Origin of the sequence: Corynebacterium sp. CCUG 71335 (assembly GCF_024454075.1) — a bacterium.
Taxonomy (GTDB): Bacteria; Actinomycetota; Actinomycetes; order Mycobacteriales; family Mycobacteriaceae; genus Corynebacterium; species Corynebacterium genitalium.
The window spans coordinates 56,399-77,288 of sequence record NZ_JAGPYY010000008.1 but is presented as its reverse complement, the minus strand read 5'-3'; the positions used below and the strand labels follow the sequence as shown (position 1 = coordinate 77,288).

Genomic DNA, 20,890 nt, shown 5'->3' with positions numbered 1-20,890 from the left:
CTAGCGCGTGAGCAGTGAAACCGCTGCCACACCAATCGCACCGATCGCGGCGCCGATGCCGATGTTGCGGCCTGTGTTGTCCTCGTCGCTGACGCCGGCGCGGATGTTGATCACGGCGGGTTCCGGAACGTTCGGCTCCTCAAGCGCCAGGGATTCCTGGTACGTGGCCGTCCAGGCGGAGACGTACAAGACGATGCGCCAGACCAGGTAGAGCACGACCATGAGCGAGATGATCGGGCCGAAAATGGCGCCGGCCGGGTTGCCGGTGGCGGAACCGATGATCACGGTGGAGAACTGCTTGAGCAGCTCGAAAATGATCGCGCCGATTAGCGCGCCCTTCAGGCCCGCGCGCATCGGCACCTTGGTGCGCGGCATGAACACGATCATCCACCAGAACACCAGGAAGTTCGCCAGGACACCGACGGCCAAACCGACCAGCCAGACCAGGAAGCGTGCACCCGGGAAGTCGCCGATGCCCAGGCGCTCCATGAGCGTGGACGTGAAGCTGGACGCACCGATGGCGGTGACCGCAAACGCAACAATGAACAGCACGAGCAGCCCGATCAGGGCGATCAGGTCCCAGAACTTCTTCATCACGAAGTTGCCGCCCTCGTTGGCATCGAGGTTCCACATCGCGCTGATGCCCGAACGCAGGTGGTTCATCCAGCCCAGGCCGGACCACAGGGTGGTCAGCAAACCAATGCCGGCGACAGCTCCGCGCTGATCGATGGCTGACTCAACGACACTGTTGATCATCTCGCCAGTCTCACCCTCGACTGAGTTGGTGATCTGCTCGGTGATCTGCGCCATCAGGTCGGGGCGCGCTGCCAGGAAGAAACCAAGACCGGCGAAGAGCAGCATGGCGAGCGGGAAAAGGGACAGAACAGAGAAGTAGGTGATGCCCGCAGCGAATTGGTTGCCGCCATTGGCCGCGAACCGCTCGTTCATCCGCATCGCGTGGGCGACGACGGGGGCTTTATCTTTGACATCCCCCATCAACCCTTCGTCCTGCTGGGTCGGGTGGGCGCGCTCGATCCCTTGCTCATCCGTGAAGCCCGTGCGGGGCGAAGTGGAGGTGGCCATGCGTCATTGTTCCTTTCAGGGGTACACGACAGGGTGTGATGACATCGGTCTCCCACAGTAGCGTGCAAATGTCTCCCATAGGGTATTCCGGCGCACGCGAGATCACCCGGTTTTCATGCGCTGAGTAGGATTAGGCCACATGACTGGCTCCAGCACTCACGATGAAAAGCAGCGCGTCCTGTCCGGCATTCAACCCACTGCGGACTCCTACCACTTGGGCAACTACCTTGGTGCGCTCAAGCAGTGGATCGACCTGCAGGACTCCTACGACGCGTTCTATTTCATTCCGGACCTGCACGCCATTACGGTGGACCAGAACCCTGAGGAGCTGCGCACCCGCACCATCGCTGGCTGTGCGCAGCTCATTGCGCTGGGCATTGACCCGGAGAAGTCCACGCTGTTTGTGCAGTCGCATGTGCCGGAGCACGCGGAGCTGACGTGGGTGCTGCAGTGCTTGACCGGTTTCGGTGAGGCAAGCCGCATGACGCAGTTCAAGGACAAGTCGGCAAAGCAGGGCCAGGACCGCACGTCCGTCGGCTTGTTCACCTACCCGATGCTCATGGCGGCAGACATTTTGCTCTACTCCCCGCACCTCGTGCCCGTCGGCGAGGACCAGCGCCAGCACCTCGAGCTCACCCGCACGCTAGCGGAGCGCTTCAACTCCCGCTTCGGAGAGACTTTCGTTGTCCCGGAGGGTTTCATTCCGGAAGGCTCGGCGAAGATCTACGACCTGCAGGAACCGACGGCGAAGATGAGCAAGTCGGGCTCGAACCCGAAGGGCATCATCAACCTGCTGGATGAGCCGAAGACCTCCGCCAAGCGCATCAGGTCCGCGGTCACCGATGACGACGGCGTTATCGCCTTCGACCGGGAGACGAAGCCGGGCGTGTCCAACCTGCTGGCCATTCAGTCTGCCCTAACGGGTGAGAGCATCGACACGCTCGTGGCCAAGTACGACGGCCAGGGTTACGGCGCTCTCAAGGTCGACACCGCCGACGTGCTCGAAGCGTTCACCACCCCGCTGCGCGCGCGTTACGACGAGCTCATGGCCGACCGCGCTCAGCTCGAGGAGATCTTGGCTCAGGGCGCACAGCGCGCACGCGAGGTCGCAGCGCCGCTGCTTGACAGCGTTTACCGCCACATCGGTTTCCTCGCCCCGAAGAGGTAGTCGCCAACAGGCTGACCTGCTCGTTCCGCACTCCCCACCTCACGCCCATGCGGCAGGTGGGGATTTTTTCTTGACCTTTAGGCCCCTGGGTTATATGGTTACCCACATGAGTGGCAAACCCTTATACCAAGAGATCGCGGACGAACTCCGTGATCACATAGCGTCCCGAACCTATCCGCCGGGCGAAAGAGTCCCATCCACCAACGAGCTATCGCAGTTCTATTCCGTCAACCCGACCACCTCCGCAAAAGCCCTAACCGAGCTGTTCAACGACGGCTTGGTGGAAAAACGCAGGGGTCTTGGCATGTTCGTCAAGGATTCTGCGCGTGACCAGGTCTTGCGCACCCGGCGCGACGCCTTTGCCGCTACCTTCATCCGCCCGCTCCTGCGGGAAGCGGACCAACTAGGCATTTCCGCTGATGAGCTGACTGATTTGATTGCTAAGGAGCGCCGATCATGACACCGACACTTCCCCTCTCCCCCGGCTTCTACGCCCTCGTGGGCCCCAACGCCGCGGGCAAGACCCACTTCCTCCACAGCCTCATTGGCCCGGATGCGGCGTTCGTTCCCGCCGGTTCAGACATCCACTTCGCTGGCCGCACCGTGGCGGATCATCTTCGCGCCGCCACCACGATCAGGAAGCTGAGTTCGGTATCGCTCCCGGACAAGGTACAGGAGTCCTCCCGCTTCAGCGACCTTTCCGTCGGCCAACGCCGCCTGCTCACGATCAATCTCGCGTTCGCCGTCGACGCGCCACTTCTGCTTCTTGACGAACCTTTCGACGGCCTCGACGTCACCTCGCGCCGCACCGCCCGGGAGAACCTCATCGCCTACCTCGCAGAGAACACCGACCGCACGATCATCATGGCCTCTCACCGCACTGAAGACTTCGCTGGCCTGGCCACGCACGTCATCCAAGCGTTCGAGCATGAGATCAGCGAGCCAATGCTTATCGACGATCTCCGCACCTCCTTCCCCACCGTCACCGGCCCCATCAAGGACGTGAACGCGCTCGCTGAACGCTACGGTGAACTGACACGGTCGACCCTCGGCCCCACCGCGCGGGTCACGCTCGCGGAAGCACCCTTAGACCTGGACTCCATGCCAGGGCTAAGCGTCGAGTATCCCGACGATGCACAGCTCCTCGACATCCTGGCGACGACTCCCGCTCCCGCCGCAACCTCCGAAGCAACGACCCGAAAGGCCCAGCCATGAAACTATTTTTGAGCCCCTTCTCTAGCTACACCTATCTGCTCGCTTTGGCCGCGCTCGTCGCTGCAGTACCCCTCGGACGCTTCTACGCGGGCGACGGGACTGTGTGGACCGTCTTCGGCGGACTCGGCTTAGTGGCTCTGTTCACCATCGGGGCAATGCAGTGGACCGCAATCAACCAATTGGGCACAAGCTTCCGCACGTGGCTGAAATCTGCCGCGGTCACCGCAGCGGCAGTGTCCGGAGTGCTCGCCGTGGTCACCACCGCCTCATCTGTCGTCAATCAAGAACAAAACCCCTACTACAAGGCCTATGACGCATTCCTCGTGGTGAGCAACGACCCCGTCGAATGGAGAGACACGAACGGGGAGGCATATCTGCTCGACGCCGCCGCTCAGAACGCCGGGACGATCATGGCCACGTTCGCTGTCACCTTCACATTCCTTTTCTTCACATGCCTGATCGGCGTTGGGGCGGGTCTCGCAGCGAAAACCGAGTACCGCTGGCTTCCAATCGTCGCCGCGATAGCCGCCGTTGCCGCCGCAGTGTTCTGCAACGTGGCCATCATGGCCTACAGCACGAGGGAGATCGGGGGACAATTCGTGTCGCTTCCTCCCACCTACACAGGATTGCTCACTATCACGGTCGCAACACTCATTGCGGCAGCAGCTTCGGCCTTCTCGATTGCTCGCGCGCCGCGCTTCATCCGCTAACCCACCGAAAAGCCCGCCACGAGGGAATCGCTCCCATGCAGTGGCGGGCTTTTTCGGCGTTCAACGCTCTAACCACTCCGAGCGCAGCTCCCCGTGGCGCGAACAGGCTGCCGCCCACCCCATCGGGCTGATCTTCACCACCATGCGCCGTTGGCATAAGGGGCAGATCCGCGGCGCGTCGTACGGCCGGGCAGGGTCAGCCGGCAGCGCGACCTCGCCAGAGAGCACTGCGCTAGCAAGCTCGTCGTTGTCGGGAATTTTCATCTACAACGCCGTGAGGGTGTCGTAGAGTGCACCGTTGCCGGAGTTGCGCTTCTGCCCGACCGGTGTGATGCCTATGTTCATACCCGGTTTCATTCCAGGTTTCGCACCGGCCTCCATGGCCTGGTCGACGGCATCGCGGTCGCGCTCCATCGGGCGGCCGAAGGTGGTCAGGTAGTTCCCTCCGATGATGGCGTTGGCGCCGCCGAGGAGACCGGCTTCGGTTCCGTCGTCGCCAAGCGCAAGCTCAGTGCCGCCTGCAAACCGCAACTGTGTGCGCGGCATCGCAAGCCGCATCGCCGCGACCATACGCAATGCCTCACCCTGCGGAACGAGCGGGCGGTCCGAAAATGGCGTGCCGGGGCGCGGGTCGAGGAAGTTCAACGGGACTTCCTCCGGCTCGACGGAGGCGAGCTGAACTGCGAACTCCGCGCGCTGCTCAAGCGTCTCCCCCATCCCGATAATGCCGCCGCAGCAGGTCTCCATCCCTTCTGCGCGCACATGCTCAAGCGTGTCCTTGCGCTCTTGCCAGGAGTGGGTGGTCACCACGTTGGTGAAGAAGGAGCGGGCCGTTTCAAGGTTGTGGTTGTAGCGGCTCACGCCCATTTCCCGCAGCTGGCGGGCCTGGTCACGGGTGAGGATGCCCAAGGACGCTGATATGGAAATGTCCACCTCGTCCGTGATAGCCACGATCGCTTCGGCGACCTGGTCCAAGAGTTTCTGCGTCGGCCCTTTCACCGCCGCGACAATGCAGAACTCGGACGCACCCATTTTCTCTGACTGTTTCGCGGCCTCCACCAACTCCGCGATGTCGAGAGTGACCGCACGCACCGGGGACTCAAACAAGCCCGACTGGGAACAGAAATGACAGTCTTCTGGGCAACCACCGGTCTTCAGCGAAATGATGCCCTCGAGCGAGACATCCACACCGCAATGCTTGATGCGTGTCTGGTGGGCGATGTCCAGCAGCTCAGCCAGGTGATCATCTTCAGCGTTCAGGACAGCAAGCACCTCTTGCTCGCCCAGTCCCTCCCCGTTCTCGAGAGCTTTCTCCCGTGCCACTGCGAGAATGTCGTGCATGTATCTGTCTCCAATCGGTCCGTATTCAATGCCAGCTTAGAGCAGTGCTTGAACACTGTTCAAGAAGCACCCTGGCGAGCCGGAACCGGCAACAGTCAACCATCCTGGCTGAGAAATGTTTACGAATTCAATAAGACACGTTTTCATAACAATTTGGAGACGGTACGGTCAGTCTGGCGGTAGCGCGATTTACCGCCTAGACACCGCTCCTACCGGAGCAGCGCCTACTGAGAAAGTGACCCGATGACGAACCTCATCTTGCAATCGTTCATTAGCCTGATTGCCTCCATCCTGCCCATCTTCGGGCTCCCATTTGGTGAACTGGCTAAGGACCACAAGCCCGACACCGGCACCGCAGAGCAAGTACAAGCTGCCCCTGCGAAGCTGAGCGAGGAAGCCGAGGAGCCGCTCGTCGAGGGCGGTGCCCCCGTGCCGGCCGCGAACGACTCCGCAGAAGCCCCTGCAGACGATGCCGCACAGGTTTCCGATGAGGAGCTGAGCGATCTACAGGAGGCGCTGATCGATGCGGCCAACCGCTTCCGCGTCCAAAACGAACTCCCAGAGCTCGAACCGATGCCCGAGCTCAACGACCTCGCCCAAGACTGGTCTGAGCAGCTCGCCCGCACCGGGGGCGGCATCTCGCACCGCCCCGACTTTGCCGAGAGCTACCCGGAGGGATGGAAGAACGCGTCAGAGAACGTGCTGCAGAACATGACCGATGCTGACGCTGATGACCTCGTGGAACAGTGGGCCAAGTCCCCGGGCCACCGCAAGAACATGCTCGACCCGGAGATCAACCGCATTGGTGTCGGTGTCGCCGATCACCCCGATGGAAAGCGCTACGCGACCCAGAACTTCGCGCGCTACTAATTTGGCTATCCCTGGATGCCATTAATGCCTGGCACCCCTCCAGTGCCCCTCCACTAGTCCCCTCAAGGCCCAGCCTCGCCGACTATCGGCGCAGGCTGGGCCTTTTTCTGCGCGCAGCAAACCTTTCGCATCCTCCTGCCGCTTGCGCTACTGAGCCAACCAGTTATATGGTTACCCACATGAGTGGTGAACCTATAAACCAAAGAAATACTCGTCCCGTGTCAAAACATTCCTCCGCCACCCCGGCACGAGCAGGAAAGGCCTAACTATGAAACTCTTCCTCAGCCCGCACAAGCCCGTTAAATACCTCGCGCCGTTCGCCGTGTTGTGCGTGATTGTGCCCCTTGGCCGATTCCTCGCCGGGGACGGCACCGTGTGGACACTCCTGGGCGGTGCGGGCATGTTCGCCCTCTTCACAATTGCAGGGAGGAACTGGGAGGCCGTGGACCAACTCGGAGCGAGCTTCACCAAGTGGATGAACTCCGCCGCTTTCACGATGATCACCGGCTCCGGAGTGCTCGCACTTGTGACGGCAGCTTCCTCGGTGATCAACCAAAAGCTCAATCCTTATTACAAGGGCTACGACTTTTTCCTGTTCACCACCGACAAACCGGTCGAGTGGGCGACTTCCCCGGGCCCCTTTGCCGATTCCAGCTTCGTTCCTGAACCGTATTTGGTGGAAAACGCTGGCCAGAGCATCCTCACCGTCGCCTTGACGGCCCTGCTCACGTTCACCTTCTTCGCGCTGTGCTGCGTCGGGGGCCTCGCGCTCGGTCTGACCATGAAGCGCCGGGGCGGTTTACTCTTCCCGGCGGCCGTGGTCATCGCGATCGTGGCGTACGCCATCACCTACACCGTGCTCGCCTTCCCGTACACCAGCGGGCAGGTAGACCCAGTTGATCCCGCGCACATGATCGTTCCGCTGGCCGAACCAAGGTCTGTTCCCATCGCCGCCGCATCCATCGCCGGTTTAATCATGCTGTCCGCTTCGACATACATGATCGCCCGCACCCCGCGCCTGCGACGGTAAAGCCCAGACGACTGGTAGAACTTCGCGGTAGATACAGGACAGTGATGAAAGGACAGCGCCGCTAGTTAGCGGTACTCCACAAGCAGCGGTGAGTGATCCGACCACCGCTGCTCAACCGTCGGCGCCTTTTCCACCCAGGTGCGCTCGGCGCGCTCGAGCATGCTCGCGGTGGCGGCGTGGTAGTCGATGCGCCAGCCAGCGTCGTTGTTGAAAGCCTGGCCGCGGTAGGTCCACCACGTGTAGGGAGCATCTTCCGGGTGGAGGCGGCGGGCGACATCGAACCAGCGCGGCTCGTCGCAGGCGGAACGGCGCGCATCGCTGACATAGTCGACAGCACCGAAGAAACCGGCCTCATCCTTGGCGGCGGTGTCCTGGGCCTCGTCGTCCGGGAAGCAACCGAAGACGGAGTCCATGAAGGCGCGCTCGCCCGGCAGAAAGCCGGAGGACTTCTGGTTCGTCTTCCAGTTCTTCAAGTCTTCACGTCGGTGGCAGATGTTCCAGTCGCCGCCGATGACCATGTCGGGGTACACGTCGGGCCAGGTGGCTAGCAGCGGCTCGAACTGATCGAGGAACTGCCATTTCTCGTCCTGCTTCTCTGTGCCGGTGGACCCGGACGGCAAGTACAGGGACGCGACGCGTTCTCCACCGGGTGTCGTTCCGGCGATGAACCGGCCGGAGTCTTCGAATCCGGGGATGCCGTAGGAGACGTCGATAAGCGGCGTGCGCGAGGCGATGGCCACCCCGGCACGACCCTTCGCGGCTGCGGGAGCTGTGTACACGTGCCACCCCTCCTCGATGGCGGGCGCGAGTGCTGCCTGGGCTTGCTCCTCAGTTGCGCGAACTTCTTGCATGAGCACCACGTCGGCAGTGGTGTCGGTCAACCAGGCGAGCATGCCCGGGTTGGACTCGTTGCGGACCTTGGTGGCGGCGCGGATGCCGTTAACGTTCACGGTGGCGATAGTGAGACTCATAGGAAGCCAGGGTACTCGGCGCAGGTTTGACCAAATAGGTAGTGTGGGAGCGAAACGAATAGCTCCTATTAATTGAGGTGAACCATGGCCAAGATCATTTGGACGCAGACGGATGAAGCACCGCTGCTGGCAACTTACTCCCTCAAACCGATCGTCGAAGCCTTCGCGTCGAACGCTGGCGTGGACGTGGAAACGTGCGACATTTCGCTGGCAGGCCGCATCCTTGCGCAGTTCCCGGATTACCTCGACGAGGACCAGCGCGTCAACGACGACCTAGCAAAGCTCGGTGAGTTGGCGGAGACGCCGCAAGCCAACATTGTGAAGCTGCCGAACATCTCTGCTTCCCTGGTCCAGCTGAAGAACGCCATCAAGGAGTTGCAGGACGCCGGATTCAAGATTCCGGATTACCCGGCTAACCCGTCCAGCGACGAGGAGAAGGACATCAAGTCCCGCTATGACGCTGTGAAGGGCTCCGCTGTGAACCCGGTTCTCCGCCAGGGCAACTCTGACCGTCGTGCGCCGCGCTCGGTGAAGAACTTCGCACGCAAGAACCCCCATTCCATGGGTGAGTGGTCCTCCGATTCCAAGACCAACGTGGCCACGATGGAGGACAACGACTTCCGCCACAACGAGAAGTCCGTCATCCTAAATAACGACGACACCCTGACCATGAAGCTCGTGGGTGCAGACGGGCGCGAAGAGGTCTTCCGCGACGACATGAAGGTCGATAGCGGTGACGTTGTGGACGCGACGTTCATGTCCGCCAAGGCACTGGATGCTTTCCTGTTGAACGCGGTTCAGCGCGCAAAGGATGAAGGCGTTTTGTTCTCCATCCACCTGAAGGCCACCATGATGAAGGTTTCGGACCCGATCATGTTCGGCCACGTAGTACGCGCCTTCTTCAAGGACGTCTACGACCAGTACGGTGAGCAGCTCATGGAGGCTGGTTTAGACGGCGAGTCCGGCCTGGGTGCTATCTACTCCGGGCTAGAGAACCTCGAGAACGGCGCGGAGATCCGCGAGGCCTTCGACAAGGCCATGGCTGAGGGGCCAGACCTGGCGCAGGTCAACTCCCACAAGGGCATCACCAACCTGCACGTGCCGTCTGATGTCATCGTGGATGCCTCCATGCCCGCCATGATCCGCAACTCCGGCCAGATGTGGAACGCCGACGATAAGCCGCAGGACACCCTGGCTGTCATCCCGGACTCCTCCTACGCCGGCATCTACCAGGCGGTCATCGACGACTGCCGCGCCAACGGCGCCTACGACCCGACCACCATGGGCACCTCCCCCAATGTCGGCCTCATGGCACAGAAGGCAGAGGAGTACGGCTCCCACAACAAGACCTTCAAGATGCCTTTCGACGGCACCATGCAGGTCGTCTCCTCGAGCGGCGACGTGCTCATGGAGCACGAGGTGGAAGAGGGCGACATCTGGCGCGCCTGCCACACCCGCGGCCCCGCCATCAAGGACTGGGTCAAGCTGGCCGTCGACCGCGCACGCAAGTCCGGCATGAAGACCATTTTCTGGCTCGACCCGGCCCGCGACCACGACAACAACATCCGCACGCTGGTGAACAAGCACCTCGAAGAGCACGATCTCGAGGGCGTGGACATTTCCTCCCAGTCCCCGGAGGAAGCTACCCAGACCACGGTCGACCGCATCCGCCGTGGCGAGGACACCATCTCCGTCACTGGTAACGTCCTGCGCGACTACAACACGGACCTGTTCCCCATCCTCGAGCTGGGCACGTCGGCGAAGATGCTCTCTGTCGTCCCGCTCATGGCAGGCGGCGGCCTGTTCGAGACCGGTGCCGGCGGCTCCGCCCCCAAGCACGTCCAGCAGGCCCAGGAGGAAAACCACCTGCGCTGGGATTCCCTCGGTGAGTACCTCGCTTTGACCGAATCCTTCTTCCACGAAGAGGAGAAGAACGACAACGCCCGCGCCGGCATTCTGGGCCACACCCTCGACCGCGCGATTGAGACCTTCCTCGACGAGGGCCGCTCCCCGTCGCGCAAGGTGAACGAGATCGACGACCGCGGCTCGCACTACTGGATCGCCCGCTACTGGGCGGAGGAGCTCGCCTCCCAGGAGGACGACACGGAGCTGGCATCCGGCTTCGAAACCATCGCGAAGGATCTTGCCGGCAACGAGGAGCAGATCCTACAAGAGCTACTCGACGTCCAAGGCGAGCCCGCCGACCTCGGCGGCTACTACTGGCCGGACAACGAAAAGACCACGAAAGTCATGCGTCCGTCGGAAACCTTCAACAAGATCGTCGACAAAACCGAAGACGACTAGAGCGTAGGTTTAAACCACGAAAGGGGCAGCCTCACAGGAGCTGCGACTTCCCGGACCCGGATATCATCCCGCTTAAAGGCCGAGGAGTTTGCGTTTTGCCGCTGCAAACTCCTCGTCTGTCAGTAGACCAGCCAGTTTCAGATCCGCAAGCTTCTGCAATTCAGAATTCAAGCTGCGTTCAACAGCCCCGCCAGAACTGCTTGGCTGTGGCCCTTCGTGCCTCAAAGTCTGTGAGTTGGCACGCTCCTGCATACGAATGCGAGCCTGTTCTGCGGTGGTATTGATCACTTGAACCGCTTGTCTGAATTCAGGGATGTCGACCAGCTCAACAGAGTCAAGCTCGCCGCTCGGGCGCTTTGCACGCAGAGTGACGGTACCTACCGCTCTAGCTTTCTGTGTCATTGTTTGATGCCCATCGACATCGAAAATCTCATGCGTTCGGATCTGCTGGCGGTCGGTGGAAAGAACGCCCCGCTCGACGACGAGGAAATCCTCTGTCAAGGAATAACGCCCCGCCCCAACGCGTGAAACTGGCTTGCCAACCGCACTCCAGATCAATCCCGGCTCGGTAGTGTGATCGTGCCTATGGGCAACCCGTTCCGCTGCTTCACGGGCAAAGAATTTGATATCGAATCCGCCATCCGACATAGAGGCAGAACCGTTGTAGGGGTTTCTAGGGGTAGTCATGCGAATAGCATAATCTTCAGTACTTGCTAATTAGAGGTACCCACAACAGGCCGACTCGCTAGTTTCCGTTCACCGCACCTTGATGCATATTTTTACGGGAAATATATTCACTTCTTAACAGTCGCGAACAGGCCCTAACAGACAGCTTAGTTTGACTTTTTTATTCGCCGCTCTCGATTTCTCGCCCGAAAGCCAAACTCTGTTTGCCACTCCGCGCTTACGCTCGTAGCTTTGGTGACATGCCTCAATACGACAACAGCGCTGCAGGCGAGTGGGGTTTTGATACCCGTGCCGTCCACGCCGGCCAGAATGTCGACTCTGACTTCGGTGCACGCAACCAGCCGATCTACATGACCACCTCCTACGTCTTCAACGATACGGAGCACGCGCAGGCGAGGTTCGCGCTGGCTGACCCGGGGCCGATTTACACCCGCATCACCAACCCGACGCAGGACGCGTTCGAGAACCGTCTGGCCTCCCTGGAGGGCGGTGTCGCGGCAGTGGCGTTCGCCTCCGGCATGGCGGCGGAGACTGCGGCGATCACGAACCTGGCCAGCGCCGGGGACCACATTGTCACCTCCCCGCGCCTTTACGGCGGCACTGAGACGCTGTTTGAGGTCACCCTCCCCCGCCTCGGCATCGAGTTCACGTTCGTGGACAATCCGGATGACCCGGCCTCTTGGGAGGCTGCGGTCAAGCCCAACACGAAGGCCTTCTACGGCGAGACCTTCGGCAACCCGATCGCGGACATCTTGGACATTCCTGCCATCGCGGACGTCGCCCACGCTAACCGTGTCCCGCTCATCGTGGATAACACGATGGCCACAGCCGCGCTGGTCAAGCCGCTTGAGCTCGGAGCGGACATCGTTGTCGTCTCCACGACGAAGTTCTACACCGGCAACGGCTCGGCGCTCGGCGGAGCGATTATCGACGGCGGATCTTTCGACTGGACCGTCCAACGCGACGGAGCAGACGTTTTCCCTTATTTCACCAACCCCGACCCGGCGTACCACGGTCTCGTCTACGCGGGTCTGGGTGCGCCGGCCTATGCCGTGAAGGCGCGCGCAGGCATCCTGCGTGACACAGGTGCGGCGATCTCCCCCTTCAACGCGTGGTTGGCGCTGCAGGGGATGGATACGTTGGGCCTCCGCGTCGAAAAGCACAACGCGAACGCTCTGGAAGTCGCACAATTCCTGGATGCGAATCCGCAAGTTGCCACCGTGAACTTCGCTGGCCTGCCTAGCTCCCCGCACTACACCACGAAGGAGAAGCTCGGGCTGAAGTACACCGGGTCCGTGCTGTCCTTTGATATCGCGGACGCGTCCCGCGAGTCTGCCTGGGCGTTCATCGATGCACTAAAGCTCCACTCCAACCTGGCCAACGTCGGCGATGTGCGCTCGCTGGTCGTGCACCCGGCGTCGACGACGCACTCGCAGTCCAACGAAGCGGGCCTGGCGCGCGCGGGCATCACGCAGGCGACGATCCGCCTGTCCGTCGGTATTGAAGATGTCCGCGACATCATCGCCGATCTCGAGCACGGATTCGCGGCCATCGCATGATCCCGCTTCCGCCCGAAGGCGAACTGACCTTCCAACCGATCGGTGACTTCCAGACGGAGGCTGGTGCCGTCATCCGCGACGTGACTGTCGCCTACCAGCGGTGGGGTGAGTTCCACGGGGATCCCCATGGCCGCAACAACCTCATCCTTGTGGAACATGCCCTGACCGGCGATTCCAACGCCGTCGTGTGGTGGGACGGGCTGATCGGCCCCGGCGCGCCGATCGACACGGACCGCTTCTGCGTCATCTGCACGAACGTCCTCGGCGGCTGCTCTGGCACGACCGGCCCGTCGAGCGACCACCCGGACGGCGGTAAGTGGGGCTCGCGGTTCCCGGCGACGTCGATACGCGATCATGTGCGCACCGAAGCCCACTTCTTAGAGGCGCTCGGCATCACCTCGATGCACGCCGTGATCGGCGGCTCCATGGGCGGCGCACGCACCCTCGAGTGGACGCTGATGTACCCGGACTGGGCGAACTACGCCTGCGTCATCGCCATGTCTGCGCGCGCGAGCGCCTGGCAGATCGGCATCCAGTCCGCGCAAATCTCCGCCATCGAACGCGACCCGGACTGGCAGGGCGGCGACTACTACGGCACCGGCCGCTCCCCCGATGCAGGTCTATCCGCCGCACGCAGGCTGGCGCACCTGACCTACCGCGGTGAGCTGGAGATTGACGAGCGTTTTGGCACCATGGCCCAGCCAGGCGAAAACCCCCTCGGCGCCTTCCGCGACAGGCAGCAGCGCTTCGCCGTGCAGAGCTACCTCGACTACCAGGGCCAGCGACTCGTGGAGCGTTTCGACGCCGGCTCCTACGTCGCCATCACCGAGTCCCTCTCCCGCCACGACATCGGCCGCGGACGCGGCGGACTGAACCGGGCACTCGCACAAATCACCGTGCCCACGATGGTCGTCGGCGTGGACACCGACATCCTCTACCCGTTCCACCAGCAAGAGCACATCTCGCGCAACATCGGCAACCTGCTGGCCATGAACAAGATCGTCTCCCCCGTCGGCCACGACGCCTTCCTAGTGGAAACCCGCCAAATGGGCCACATCCTGCGCAACTTCATTGCCATGGCGGACCAGACCCCGTCCGCGAGCGACTTAGCGAAGGAGCAGGGCAACTACGACATCTAGGGGCTTAGCCCTGCATGCGTTCGAACGCACCAAAAGCCTCCGGAAAAGGTAACGCGGTGCCAGCCTGTGTTTACACCACCAGGTTCTGCACACGGACGTCTCCGTCGTTCACGTCAATGAGATACGCCCGCCCCATACCTACCCAGCCGATAAAAGGCTCAGGGTTCAGTGTGATTTGCGAGTGGACATGACCCAAGATCCACGCATCATACCCGCATGCGAGGAGTTCCTCTGTCGTGCATGGAAGGCAATCGTGTTTGGAGTACTCGCCGGTAACCGAAGTGTGAAGCAACCCAAGGTTCACGGCATGAGGTAAAGGGTGCGGAAAGTCGCTCACGAGTGAGCGCGGGTCCCTATCTACCTCAACAGCAGCGGAATGCAATGCCCACTCACCCACCTCGATGGTGTGTGGCTGTGTGCCGGAGACAATGACTCCCCGCGGAATGACGGCGCCGAGATCGTGGTAGACGTCATGGTTGCCCGCGGTGAAAACCACCGTTTCGAACAGTTCGAGCCCACGGCTGAAGAATGCAGCCACCTCAGAGTACGTGGCCTCGGTGTAGCGCTTGCGGTCGATGATGTCACCGACCACGACAAGGTGGCTCGCCCCGGCAGCGGCCGCATGATCAAGGGTCTCTAGGGCCCATTCAATTCCGGGCCCAGTCTTCTTGTCTCCGGTCTGTTTGCGGCCAAGGTGTACGTCAGCAAGGACTGCTACAGAACTCACAAAATGAACCGTAACCGAAAACTACAGGGTCCCTCTAGCGGGCCTGATGGCTCGCACGCCCCTGCCACCATCGGATGAGCACCAGGACCGCAGTCGATGTACCCACACCGATCAGGGTCATCGCCATTGCTTCGGCTCTGTGTCCCTGCTCGAACTGGTTCATGATCCAGGGGGCGAGCAGGTTGATGTTCGAGGGCCTAATCAGAGACGACATGACCAGCTCGCGGATGCCCACGAAGAACGCCAGCAGCCAGCCTGCGAAAATTCCTGGGGCAAGCATGGGGAGCGTGATGCGCGTGAACGTTTGCCATCGCGTAGCACCCGAAACGGCGGATGCCTCGCTGAGTGTCGGCGACATGGACACCGCTGAAGTCTTGATGTTTTGCACCGCCATGGGGACAAACAGCACAGTGAATGCCATCACAAGGATGATTTGTGAACCGTAAGGCGTGAACGGCAAACGCGGAGAGTTCCACAGCAAGATGAAACCGATCGCGAGCACGATTCCGGGAACAGTATCGGGAGCCACTGCAAGGAAGTCGCTCAAGCGGGAAGACAGCGTGCGGTTACGCAATGTGAAGATCGTTACTGCAAGAGCAAGCACAACCGCTGTCGTTGCACCAATTGCACCAAGCGCAATGGAACGCGTTAGCGCCTCCTGCCCGGACGGCATCTGGAGGACAATCTTGAAGTAATCGAAAGTCAGGTTGTTGAGTGTCGGCGGCTTTGAACGCAGGATCGTCATCGACGCGAGGATGATAGAGATGTAGGGAATCACCACACACAGGATGAACACCACCGCAGCGTAGATCCAAGCCACAACCATCGCGGGGCGCGAGGGGTTCAGGTGCACAGCCCGGGAGACCCGGCCACCGCTCACTAAGTCAGTTCGTGCAACCCATTGCTGAGTACCCCATGCAAGCACGCCCAGCGTGAATAGAACACTCGAGGAAGCAGCAGCCTTTGAGAAGTTCAGCGGATCAATGGTCACATCTTGGTAGATAGAGGAAACGAGAACCGGGTATCCGATCGCGTTACCGAGCGTGACCGGAGTACCGAACTCACCGGCAGCCTTAATGAAGACAATGAGCGCTCCAAGCGAGAAGGGCCCGAGCACAATGGGAGCGACCACGCGGCTGAATTGCTGCCAGCGACTCGCCCCTGCCACTTGCGCCATTTCCAGCTGCGAAGCCGGAATAGAGGCGAAGGCATTTCTGAGGATGAGATACAGGAACGGGAAGAGTTCCGCCGCCATGATGAAGCCCATACCCCACACCGAGTTGATCGCGGAACGGACCGCGTCACCGAGCGCGGGGCCGAGGAGCATGTCCGCAACGCCGCGCAGGCGTGTGAAGTCCATCCACGCCAGAGCTGCGGCAAAAGGCGGCGTCATGAACGGGATCATGATCATGACCTCTACCCATTCTGCCTTCCGCATGGGTGTCCAAGCGCGAAGGAAGGCTAGCGGAGCAGCGAAGAGGGTGGAGAACATGACGACGAGGAACGAAAGCCAAACTGTGTTCCAGATGACCCGAAGCATTTCGGGACGGAAGAGGGTATGCAGTGCAGAATCCTCGTCCCGGTAGCCCGTCACTGCGGTGACCAAGACGGACACGAGCGGCGCCGCAACCAGCACTAGCAAGATCAGCAGCACCGGGTACACACCGGCGTTAGTTTTAGCTCTCGTTCTCATCGCCTTAGAACTTGTCCTTACTCTCTGGCGACCTAGGAGAGGTAGCGCTCAGCGAATTTGTCACGGAGATCCTTCGATTCAGAGGAAATTGCAGACCAATCGTCGGAGATTTGATCAATCTCGTCGAGCTTCGGGCCGTTCTTCGGATCCACGTTCTTGTTAGCCGGAATCATGTTCTTGGAAGCAGAAATTTGCTGCGCTTCCTCGGAGAACATGAAGTCGACAAACGCCTTTGCTGCGTCCATGTTGTCGGAAGACTTCATGATCATGACCGGGCGAGGGGTCACCGTGGTACCGGAGGACGGGATGATGACCTCAATCGGCTCACCCTTGTCCTTAGCGGAGTAAGCCGAGTAGTCCACGCCGCCGAGGACAATGCCCTTGGAACCAGAGGTGACCTGGTCAAGAGCCGGGCCGTTGGCGCCTTGAACGATCATGCCGTTGTCAAAGAGATTGTCAAAGAGTTCCCAGGTTTTGTCTTCGCCCCACTGGGACACCATGGCGGCAATCAGGTCAGCCGCGGTGCCAGACTCGCGAGGATCCGGCATGATCACCTGGTCCTTGTACTTCTCGTCAGCGAGATCCTCCCAGTCCTTGGGCATGTCAGTGACTACACCGGTGTTGGCAACCAGAGCCAAAGCAGAGCCGTCACGACCATGGAACGTGTCGTCGGATGCGTTCCAATCAGCGTTCGCGGAGTCGATATTCTCCGGCTTGTACTCCTCTAGTGCGCCGCCTTCAGACTGCTTGTCCGCTGCGCTCCAGGAAGCGAGGTAAACGACATCGGCCTGAGGGTTAGCCTCTTCTGCCTTGATCTTCGCAGTGACTTCACCAGTCGTACCAGCGAAGACGTTGACGGTCACGTCAGTGCGCTCCTGGAACGCTTCCACCAGAGCATCGGTAAGACCCTGCGGGTTTGCCGAGTAGTAGTCGATGGAACCAGACAGCCCGTCCGGCGCCTGCCACTGTTCAGCAGTGGAGGCGGTGTCATCGTTGCCGGTGGATCCAGCATCATCGCTCGATTCAACAGATCCGCAGGCGACCAAGCCGAAAGCGGTACCAATGCCGACGAGTGCAGCAGCAAACTTCTTCATGAAAGCAAACTCCTTGTTGAAAAACGGGAAAATTTAGGAATGCGAGGTGACCGTCAGCAGGACCTGGTCACCTCGGCCGAGGCGGTGCCGCGAGTAAGCCAGCCAGGGATCGGCGGCACCGGGCACCACACAGCGGACCTCGTAGCGTCCACCGGTGTATTGGCTCTCCACCACCTCGCCGATGATGGAGTTCGCCGGTTGCGTGTCCGGTCGCTTTCCATCGAGGGGAGTGACCTCGAGGTCCTCGGGGCGGTTCGCCGGAAGCGTTTCGTGGGTGTTGGTCACACCGACGAAACCGGCGACAAAGTCATCTGCCGGGTGGTCGTACAGCTCGACCGGGTCGGCGAATTGGCGGACGTTGCCAGCATTCATCACGGCGACACGGTCCGACATGGCCAACGCCTCGGACTGGTCGTGCGTGACGTAAATGACGGTCAGGTTCAGCTCGTACGCCAAGCGGGTCAGCTCCGAACGAATCTGTGTGCGAAGAGCGGCGTCTAAGGCGGACAGCGGCTCATCCATGAGCAACAGCTGCGGATCTGAAACAAGTGCGCGCGCAATAGCGACACGCTGCTGTTGGCCACCGGATAATTCGTTCGGACGTTGCTCGGCTTTAGCACCGATGCCCACCATGTCCATTGCACGAGTGACGCGTTCCTCGCGCTCGGCTTTCGAAACCTTCTGGTTACCAGTCGTCAGCGGAAATTCAACGTTCTTGGCCACCGTCATATGCGGCCATAGCGCGAGATCCTGGAACACCATCGACAGGTTGCGCTTGTTCACCGGGACGTTCGCACTCGATCCGTAGACCTCACGGCCAGCGAACTCGATCACCCCGGAGTCCGGTGTCTCCAATCCGGCGATACACCGCAGCATCGTTGACTTTCCGCAGCCCGACGGGCCGAGGATCGAGACAAACTCGCCTTTCTCAATGTCGAGCGATGTCTCGTGCAGACCCGTGCCATCAGGAAATTCGCGTTTAACCTCGCGCAGGGAAACTTGGGGAACACTCATTATTGCCACCCGAGCGAGAGCACGACCGGCGTCTTGAATGCGTCTTCTTTGACCAGTAGTCCAGCTCGATCGAGTTCTTTCACAAGGGTGTCACGCTTGCGGGATGCATCCTTACGCGAGGTGTCCTCTTCAGAGATTTCAACCCACGTGGTTCCGCCGAACGTCGCCACTTCGAGGTCAGTCTTAATTCCGCCGATTTCAACTCGCCACGATTTTTGGCTGACGGTCTGGGACATCTTCAGGTCCGAACCACTGAGTTCTCGCCCGGTGGTCTTCCGCATTTTCCCCGGTTCCGCATCAATGACAATCGGCACAGCTTGGTCTACGGAAGGAATCTCACATTGCGCAGATACGCATGCTGCGGACTTCTTATTGCTGAAATCAAGGCTGGAGGAAACGTAGCTTGCGTTGACCTGAGCTTCGTAATTGGTGTCACTTGAATCGAAACCCTTGTTCTTCGCATCGCGCAGACCGTTGTCTACCACTTCTTTGGACAACGAGTTGTAAGTCAGCGGCTGACGGTACTTGTACGTCAGGTCGTACTCCGAATTGCCGTCCTTGAGGCGGAGACGAATGCTCCACCCGTTCTCCGAGTAAAAGCCGTCCGCAGTGTCGAAATAGACAGACTCTTCGGTTCCACCCTCACTTAGAACTTCGAAGTTTTGGCGGAAGTGCGCGCTGGGTTCACCGTTTGCATCAACGGCTTGTTCCGAAAGGCGAAGTTTGACTTGATAATCGGGGTCAGCCACCGGGGCAGCAACTGCCGGGCTTGAGCAAAGAAAAAATGAGGCCACTAGTGCGCCTGCGAAAGAACTTTGAAAACTAGTCCGCTTAAGTTTGATCACTAGCCTGATGCTAGGGAGGACTAATTAAATCCCTGAAGATGAGAGGTGAATTCGATGTGAACAATGCCGAAGCCCGCAGCCACCAAATTAGAATAGACATTCTGACCAGCCACGATGTCGGCGGACTTTCAACACGATTAACTCCCCAACGCATCCACCGAGAGCGCCAACCAGAGCAGCAGTGCGCCTGTCGACGCCGAGAATAGCGCGTCGAAACGTCGCGACCGCACCGCCAACAACCCCATCACTTGCGAGTCGCACGTCAAGCGGCACACGGTGAGCCAAAGCATAGATACGCCGAGAGTGAATGCCGCCCGGCGCCAGTGCTCTGTCACCGAGAACAGCGAGGCCGCGACGAAACCGAGGACGAACAGCACGATCATTATCTGCTGGACGCGCACGGGCAGCCGGGACAGCGGGGTGCCAATGTCGTGCGGATTATCCAAGCTCGGCGGCGGAGCCGTAGACACCTGCGCTGGAGCGGCCGCTGACGCGGGCGCGGTTGCGGCCCGCCCCGCCGGGTCTACGTTAGGGCACCTTGGGGGGCGTCTTGCTGGGCGTGAGCTACTCGGCGTGGGCAATCCGCTCTGCCCTCTCCACGATGTTGCGCACCAGGAAGGTGCGCGTCATCGGGCCAACACCACCGGGGTTGGGCGACACCCAGCCGGCTTTGTCCCACACGTCGGGGTGGACGTCTCCGGTGGTTTTGCCGTCGAGACGCGACACGCCCACGTCGAGCACTGCGGCACCGTCTTTGATCATGTCGGCGGTGATCATGTGGGGTTTGCCCGCGGCGGCGATAATGACATCGGCGCGGCGGGTCTCCGCGGCGAGATCCTTGGTGCCGGTGTGGCAGAGCACGGCGGTCGCGTTGACGTCGCGCTTAGTCAGCATGAGCGAGATCGGGCGGCCAACGGTCACACCGCGACCAATAACGCACACGATGGCACCGTTCAGGTCAACGCCGAAACGCTCCAGAAGAGCCAGCGACCCGTAGGGGGTGCACGGCAGCGGGGCGGGCTCGTTGAGCACGAGGCGGCCAAGGTTGACCGGGTGCAGGCCGTCAGCGTCCTTATCCGGGTCGATCAGGCCCAGCACACGGTTCTCGTCGAGGTGCTTCGGCAGCGGCAGCTGCACGATGTAGCCGGTGACCGCGTCGTCGTTGTTGAGCTCCTCGATGACCGCGTCGAGCTCTTCCTGGGTGCAATCCCCCGGCAGCTCCTTCATGATGGACGCGATGCCGAGCTCCTCGCAGTCCTTGTGCTTCATGCGCACGTAGTTCTGGCTGGCGGGATCCTCACCGACAAGCACCGTGGCCAGGCCCGGCGTCACACCATGCTTCTCCTTCAAGCGAGTTACACGAGCTTGAAGGTCGGCGAAGATTTCTTCGCGGTAGAGTTTTCCGTCCAGTTTGATCGCAGTCACACCCGTCATCTTAGA

21 protein-coding genes are annotated in these 20,890 nt (G+C 60.8%); 9 read left to right on the top strand and 12 right to left on the bottom strand.

Features of this window, described 5'->3' with window-relative positions:
* Positions 1 to 1,083: a YhjD/YihY/BrkB family envelope integrity protein gene (locus tag KBX19_RS07340; RefSeq protein WP_255998118.1), complete on the bottom strand. Its 1,083-nt coding sequence runs from the start codon at positions 1,081 to 1,083 to the stop codon at positions 1 to 3.
* Positions 1,084 to 1,222: 139 nt separating this feature from the next.
* Between KBX19_RS07340 and trpS the strand changes: the two genes are divergently transcribed.
* The 4 genes from trpS (at position 1,223) to KBX19_RS07320 (ending at position 4,176) form a co-directional block, all read left to right on the top strand.
* A complete protein-coding gene (trpS, locus tag KBX19_RS07335) occupies positions 1,223 to 2,251 on the top strand; it encodes a tryptophan--tRNA ligase (RefSeq protein ID WP_255994486.1) in 1,029 nt (342 codons plus the stop codon).
* A gap of 106 nt (positions 2,252 to 2,357) precedes the next feature.
* A complete protein-coding gene (locus KBX19_RS07330) occupies positions 2,358 to 2,711 on the top strand; it encodes a GntR family transcriptional regulator (RefSeq protein WP_156774774.1) in 354 nt (117 codons plus the stop codon).
* Entirely contained in the window at positions 2,708 to 3,466 is a 759-nt protein-coding gene (locus KBX19_RS07325; RefSeq protein ID WP_255998116.1) for an AAA family ATPase, read from the top strand. Before KBX19_RS07330 ends, KBX19_RS07325 begins: the two co-directional genes overlap by 4 nt.
* Positions 3,463 to 4,176, top strand: a complete 714-nt coding sequence (locus KBX19_RS07320; RefSeq protein ID WP_255998114.1) for a hypothetical protein — start codon at positions 3,463 to 3,465, stop codon at positions 4,174 to 4,176. The genes KBX19_RS07325 and KBX19_RS07320 overlap by 4 nt, the downstream gene beginning before the upstream one ends.
* A gap of 60 nt (positions 4,177 to 4,236) precedes the next feature.
* Here the strand turns inward: KBX19_RS07320 and KBX19_RS07315 are convergent, their stop codons facing one another.
* Entirely contained in the window at positions 4,237 to 4,440 is a 204-nt protein-coding gene (locus KBX19_RS07315) for a hypothetical protein (protein ID WP_255994483.1), read from the bottom strand.
* Positions 4,441 to 5,517: a biotin synthase BioB gene (bioB, locus tag KBX19_RS07310; RefSeq protein ID WP_255998112.1), complete on the bottom strand. Its 1,077-nt coding sequence runs from the start codon at positions 5,515 to 5,517 to the stop codon at positions 4,441 to 4,443.
* A 243-nt stretch (positions 5,518 to 5,760) separates the two neighbouring features.
* Between bioB and KBX19_RS07305 the strand changes: the two genes are divergently transcribed.
* Positions 5,761 to 6,387: a CAP domain-containing protein gene (locus KBX19_RS07305; RefSeq protein WP_255998110.1), complete on the top strand. Its 627-nt coding sequence runs from the start codon at positions 5,761 to 5,763 to the stop codon at positions 6,385 to 6,387.
* A 268-nt stretch (positions 6,388 to 6,655) separates the two neighbouring features.
* A complete protein-coding gene (locus KBX19_RS07300; protein ID WP_255998108.1) occupies positions 6,656 to 7,417 on the top strand; it encodes a hypothetical protein in 762 nt (253 codons plus the stop codon).
* Between the two features lie 65 nt (positions 7,418 to 7,482).
* Here the strand turns inward: KBX19_RS07300 and KBX19_RS07295 are convergent, their stop codons facing one another.
* A complete protein-coding gene (locus tag KBX19_RS07295; protein WP_255998106.1) occupies positions 7,483 to 8,388 on the bottom strand; it encodes an exodeoxyribonuclease III in 906 nt (301 codons plus the stop codon).
* 84 nt (positions 8,389 to 8,472) lie between these two features.
* On the opposite strand from KBX19_RS07295, the gene KBX19_RS07290 reads away from it, so the two are divergent.
* A complete protein-coding gene (locus KBX19_RS07290) occupies positions 8,473 to 10,692 on the top strand; it encodes an NADP-dependent isocitrate dehydrogenase (protein WP_255998104.1) in 2,220 nt (739 codons plus the stop codon).
* A gap of 72 nt (positions 10,693 to 10,764) precedes the next feature.
* Here the strand turns inward: KBX19_RS07290 and KBX19_RS07285 are convergent, their stop codons facing one another.
* Complete coding sequence (locus tag KBX19_RS07285; RefSeq protein WP_255998102.1) at positions 10,765 to 11,379, bottom strand: PH domain-containing protein; 615 nt, start codon at positions 11,377 to 11,379, stop codon at positions 10,765 to 10,767.
* 239 nt (positions 11,380 to 11,618) lie between these two features.
* Between KBX19_RS07285 and KBX19_RS07280 the strand changes: the two genes are divergently transcribed.
* Both KBX19_RS07280 and KBX19_RS07275 read left to right on the top strand, forming a co-directional pair.
* Positions 11,619 to 12,938, top strand: coding sequence for an O-acetylhomoserine/O-acetylserine sulfhydrylase (locus KBX19_RS07280; protein WP_255998100.1), 1,320 nt, complete (start codon positions 11,619 to 11,621; stop codon positions 12,936 to 12,938).
* Entirely contained in the window at positions 12,935 to 14,077 is a 1,143-nt protein-coding gene (locus KBX19_RS07275) for a homoserine O-acetyltransferase (RefSeq protein WP_255998098.1), read from the top strand. Before KBX19_RS07280 ends, KBX19_RS07275 begins: the two co-directional genes overlap by 4 nt.
* A 70-nt stretch (positions 14,078 to 14,147) precedes the next feature.
* On the opposite strand, the gene KBX19_RS07270 is transcribed toward KBX19_RS07275, so the two are convergent.
* The 7 genes from KBX19_RS07270 to KBX19_RS07240 all read right to left on the bottom strand — a co-directional run bounded on the left by KBX19_RS07270 (position 14,148) and on the right by KBX19_RS07240 (position 20,875).
* Positions 14,148 to 14,804 (bottom strand): metallophosphoesterase, encoded by a 657-nt coding sequence (locus KBX19_RS07270; RefSeq protein ID WP_050748762.1) that lies wholly within the window; start codon positions 14,802 to 14,804, stop codon positions 14,148 to 14,150.
* 34 nt (positions 14,805 to 14,838) lie between these two features.
* On the bottom strand, positions 14,839 to 16,497 hold the full coding sequence (locus KBX19_RS07265) for an iron ABC transporter permease (RefSeq protein ID WP_255998095.1): 1,659 nt from the start codon (positions 16,495 to 16,497) through the stop codon (positions 14,839 to 14,841).
* A 32-nt stretch (positions 16,498 to 16,529) separates the two neighbouring features.
* Entirely contained in the window at positions 16,530 to 17,591 is a 1,062-nt protein-coding gene (locus KBX19_RS07260) for an ABC transporter substrate-binding protein (RefSeq protein WP_255994468.1), read from the bottom strand.
* 33 nt (positions 17,592 to 17,624) lie between these two features.
* Complete coding sequence (locus KBX19_RS07255; RefSeq protein WP_255998093.1) at positions 17,625 to 18,605, bottom strand: ABC transporter ATP-binding protein; 981 nt, start codon at positions 18,603 to 18,605, stop codon at positions 17,625 to 17,627.
* Positions 18,605 to 19,450 (bottom strand): hypothetical protein, encoded by an 846-nt coding sequence (locus tag KBX19_RS07250; RefSeq protein ID WP_255998091.1) that lies wholly within the window; start codon positions 19,448 to 19,450, stop codon positions 18,605 to 18,607. The genes KBX19_RS07255 and KBX19_RS07250 overlap by 1 nt, the downstream gene beginning before the upstream one ends.
* A 137-nt stretch (positions 19,451 to 19,587) precedes the next feature.
* On the bottom strand, positions 19,588 to 19,920 hold the full coding sequence (locus KBX19_RS07245) for a DUF3017 domain-containing protein (protein WP_255994465.1): 333 nt from the start codon (positions 19,918 to 19,920) through the stop codon (positions 19,588 to 19,590).
* 94 nt (positions 19,921 to 20,014) lie between these two features.
* The gene (locus tag KBX19_RS07240) at positions 20,015 to 20,875 is read right to left on the bottom strand and encodes a bifunctional methylenetetrahydrofolate dehydrogenase/methenyltetrahydrofolate cyclohydrolase (RefSeq protein ID WP_255998089.1); all 861 of its coding nucleotides are present in this window, start codon (positions 20,873 to 20,875) and stop codon (positions 20,015 to 20,017) included.
* Positions 20,876 to 20,890 lie beyond the last annotated feature (15 nt).

What these genes read in the sequence shown, in the direction of transcription:
- KBX19_RS07300 (WP_255998108.1), top strand. Translation starts at nt 6,656, where the DNA reads ATGAAACTCTTCCTCAGCCCGCACAAGCCCGTTAAATACCTCGCGCCG.
- KBX19_RS07275 (WP_255998098.1), top strand. Translation starts at nt 12,935, where the DNA reads ATGATCCCGCTTCCGCCCGAAGGCGAACTGACCTTCCAACCGATCGGT.
- KBX19_RS07325 (WP_255998116.1), top strand. Translation starts at nt 2,708, where the DNA reads ATGACACCGACACTTCCCCTCTCCCCCGGCTTCTACGCCCTCGTGGGC.
- KBX19_RS07265 (WP_255998095.1), bottom strand. Translation starts at nt 16,497, where the DNA reads ATGAGAACGAGAGCTAAAACTAACGCCGGTGTGTACCCGGTGCTGCTG.
- KBX19_RS07330 (WP_156774774.1), top strand. Translation starts at nt 2,358, where the DNA reads ATGAGTGGCAAACCCTTATACCAAGAGATCGCGGACGAACTCCGTGAT.
- KBX19_RS07280 (WP_255998100.1), top strand. Translation starts at nt 11,619, where the DNA reads ATGCCTCAATACGACAACAGCGCTGCAGGCGAGTGGGGTTTTGATACC.
- KBX19_RS07320 (WP_255998114.1), top strand. Translation starts at nt 3,463, where the DNA reads ATGAAACTATTTTTGAGCCCCTTCTCTAGCTACACCTATCTGCTCGCT.
- KBX19_RS07305 (WP_255998110.1), top strand. Translation starts at nt 5,761, where the DNA reads ATGACGAACCTCATCTTGCAATCGTTCATTAGCCTGATTGCCTCCATC.
- KBX19_RS07290 (WP_255998104.1), top strand. Translation starts at nt 8,473, where the DNA reads ATGGCCAAGATCATTTGGACGCAGACGGATGAAGCACCGCTGCTGGCA.
- trpS (WP_255994486.1), top strand. Translation starts at nt 1,223, where the DNA reads ATGACTGGCTCCAGCACTCACGATGAAAAGCAGCGCGTCCTGTCCGGC.
- KBX19_RS07295 (WP_255998106.1), bottom strand. Translation starts at nt 8,388, where the DNA reads ATGAGTCTCACTATCGCCACCGTGAACGTTAACGGCATCCGCGCCGCC.
- KBX19_RS07340 (WP_255998118.1), bottom strand. Translation starts at nt 1,083, where the DNA reads ATGGCCACCTCCACTTCGCCCCGCACGGGCTTCACGGATGAGCAAGGG.
- KBX19_RS07285 (WP_255998102.1), bottom strand. Translation starts at nt 11,379, where the DNA reads ATGACTACCCCTAGAAACCCCTACAACGGTTCTGCCTCTATGTCGGAT.
- KBX19_RS07255 (WP_255998093.1), bottom strand. Translation starts at nt 18,605, where the DNA reads ATGAGTGTTCCCCAAGTTTCCCTGCGCGAGGTTAAACGCGAATTTCCT.
- bioB (WP_255998112.1), bottom strand. Translation starts at nt 5,517, where the DNA reads ATGCACGACATTCTCGCAGTGGCACGGGAGAAAGCTCTCGAGAACGGG.
- KBX19_RS07315 (WP_255994483.1), bottom strand. Translation starts at nt 4,440, where the DNA reads ATGAAAATTCCCGACAACGACGAGCTTGCTAGCGCAGTGCTCTCTGGC.
- KBX19_RS07260 (WP_255994468.1), bottom strand. Translation starts at nt 17,591, where the DNA reads ATGAAGAAGTTTGCTGCTGCACTCGTCGGCATTGGTACCGCTTTCGGC.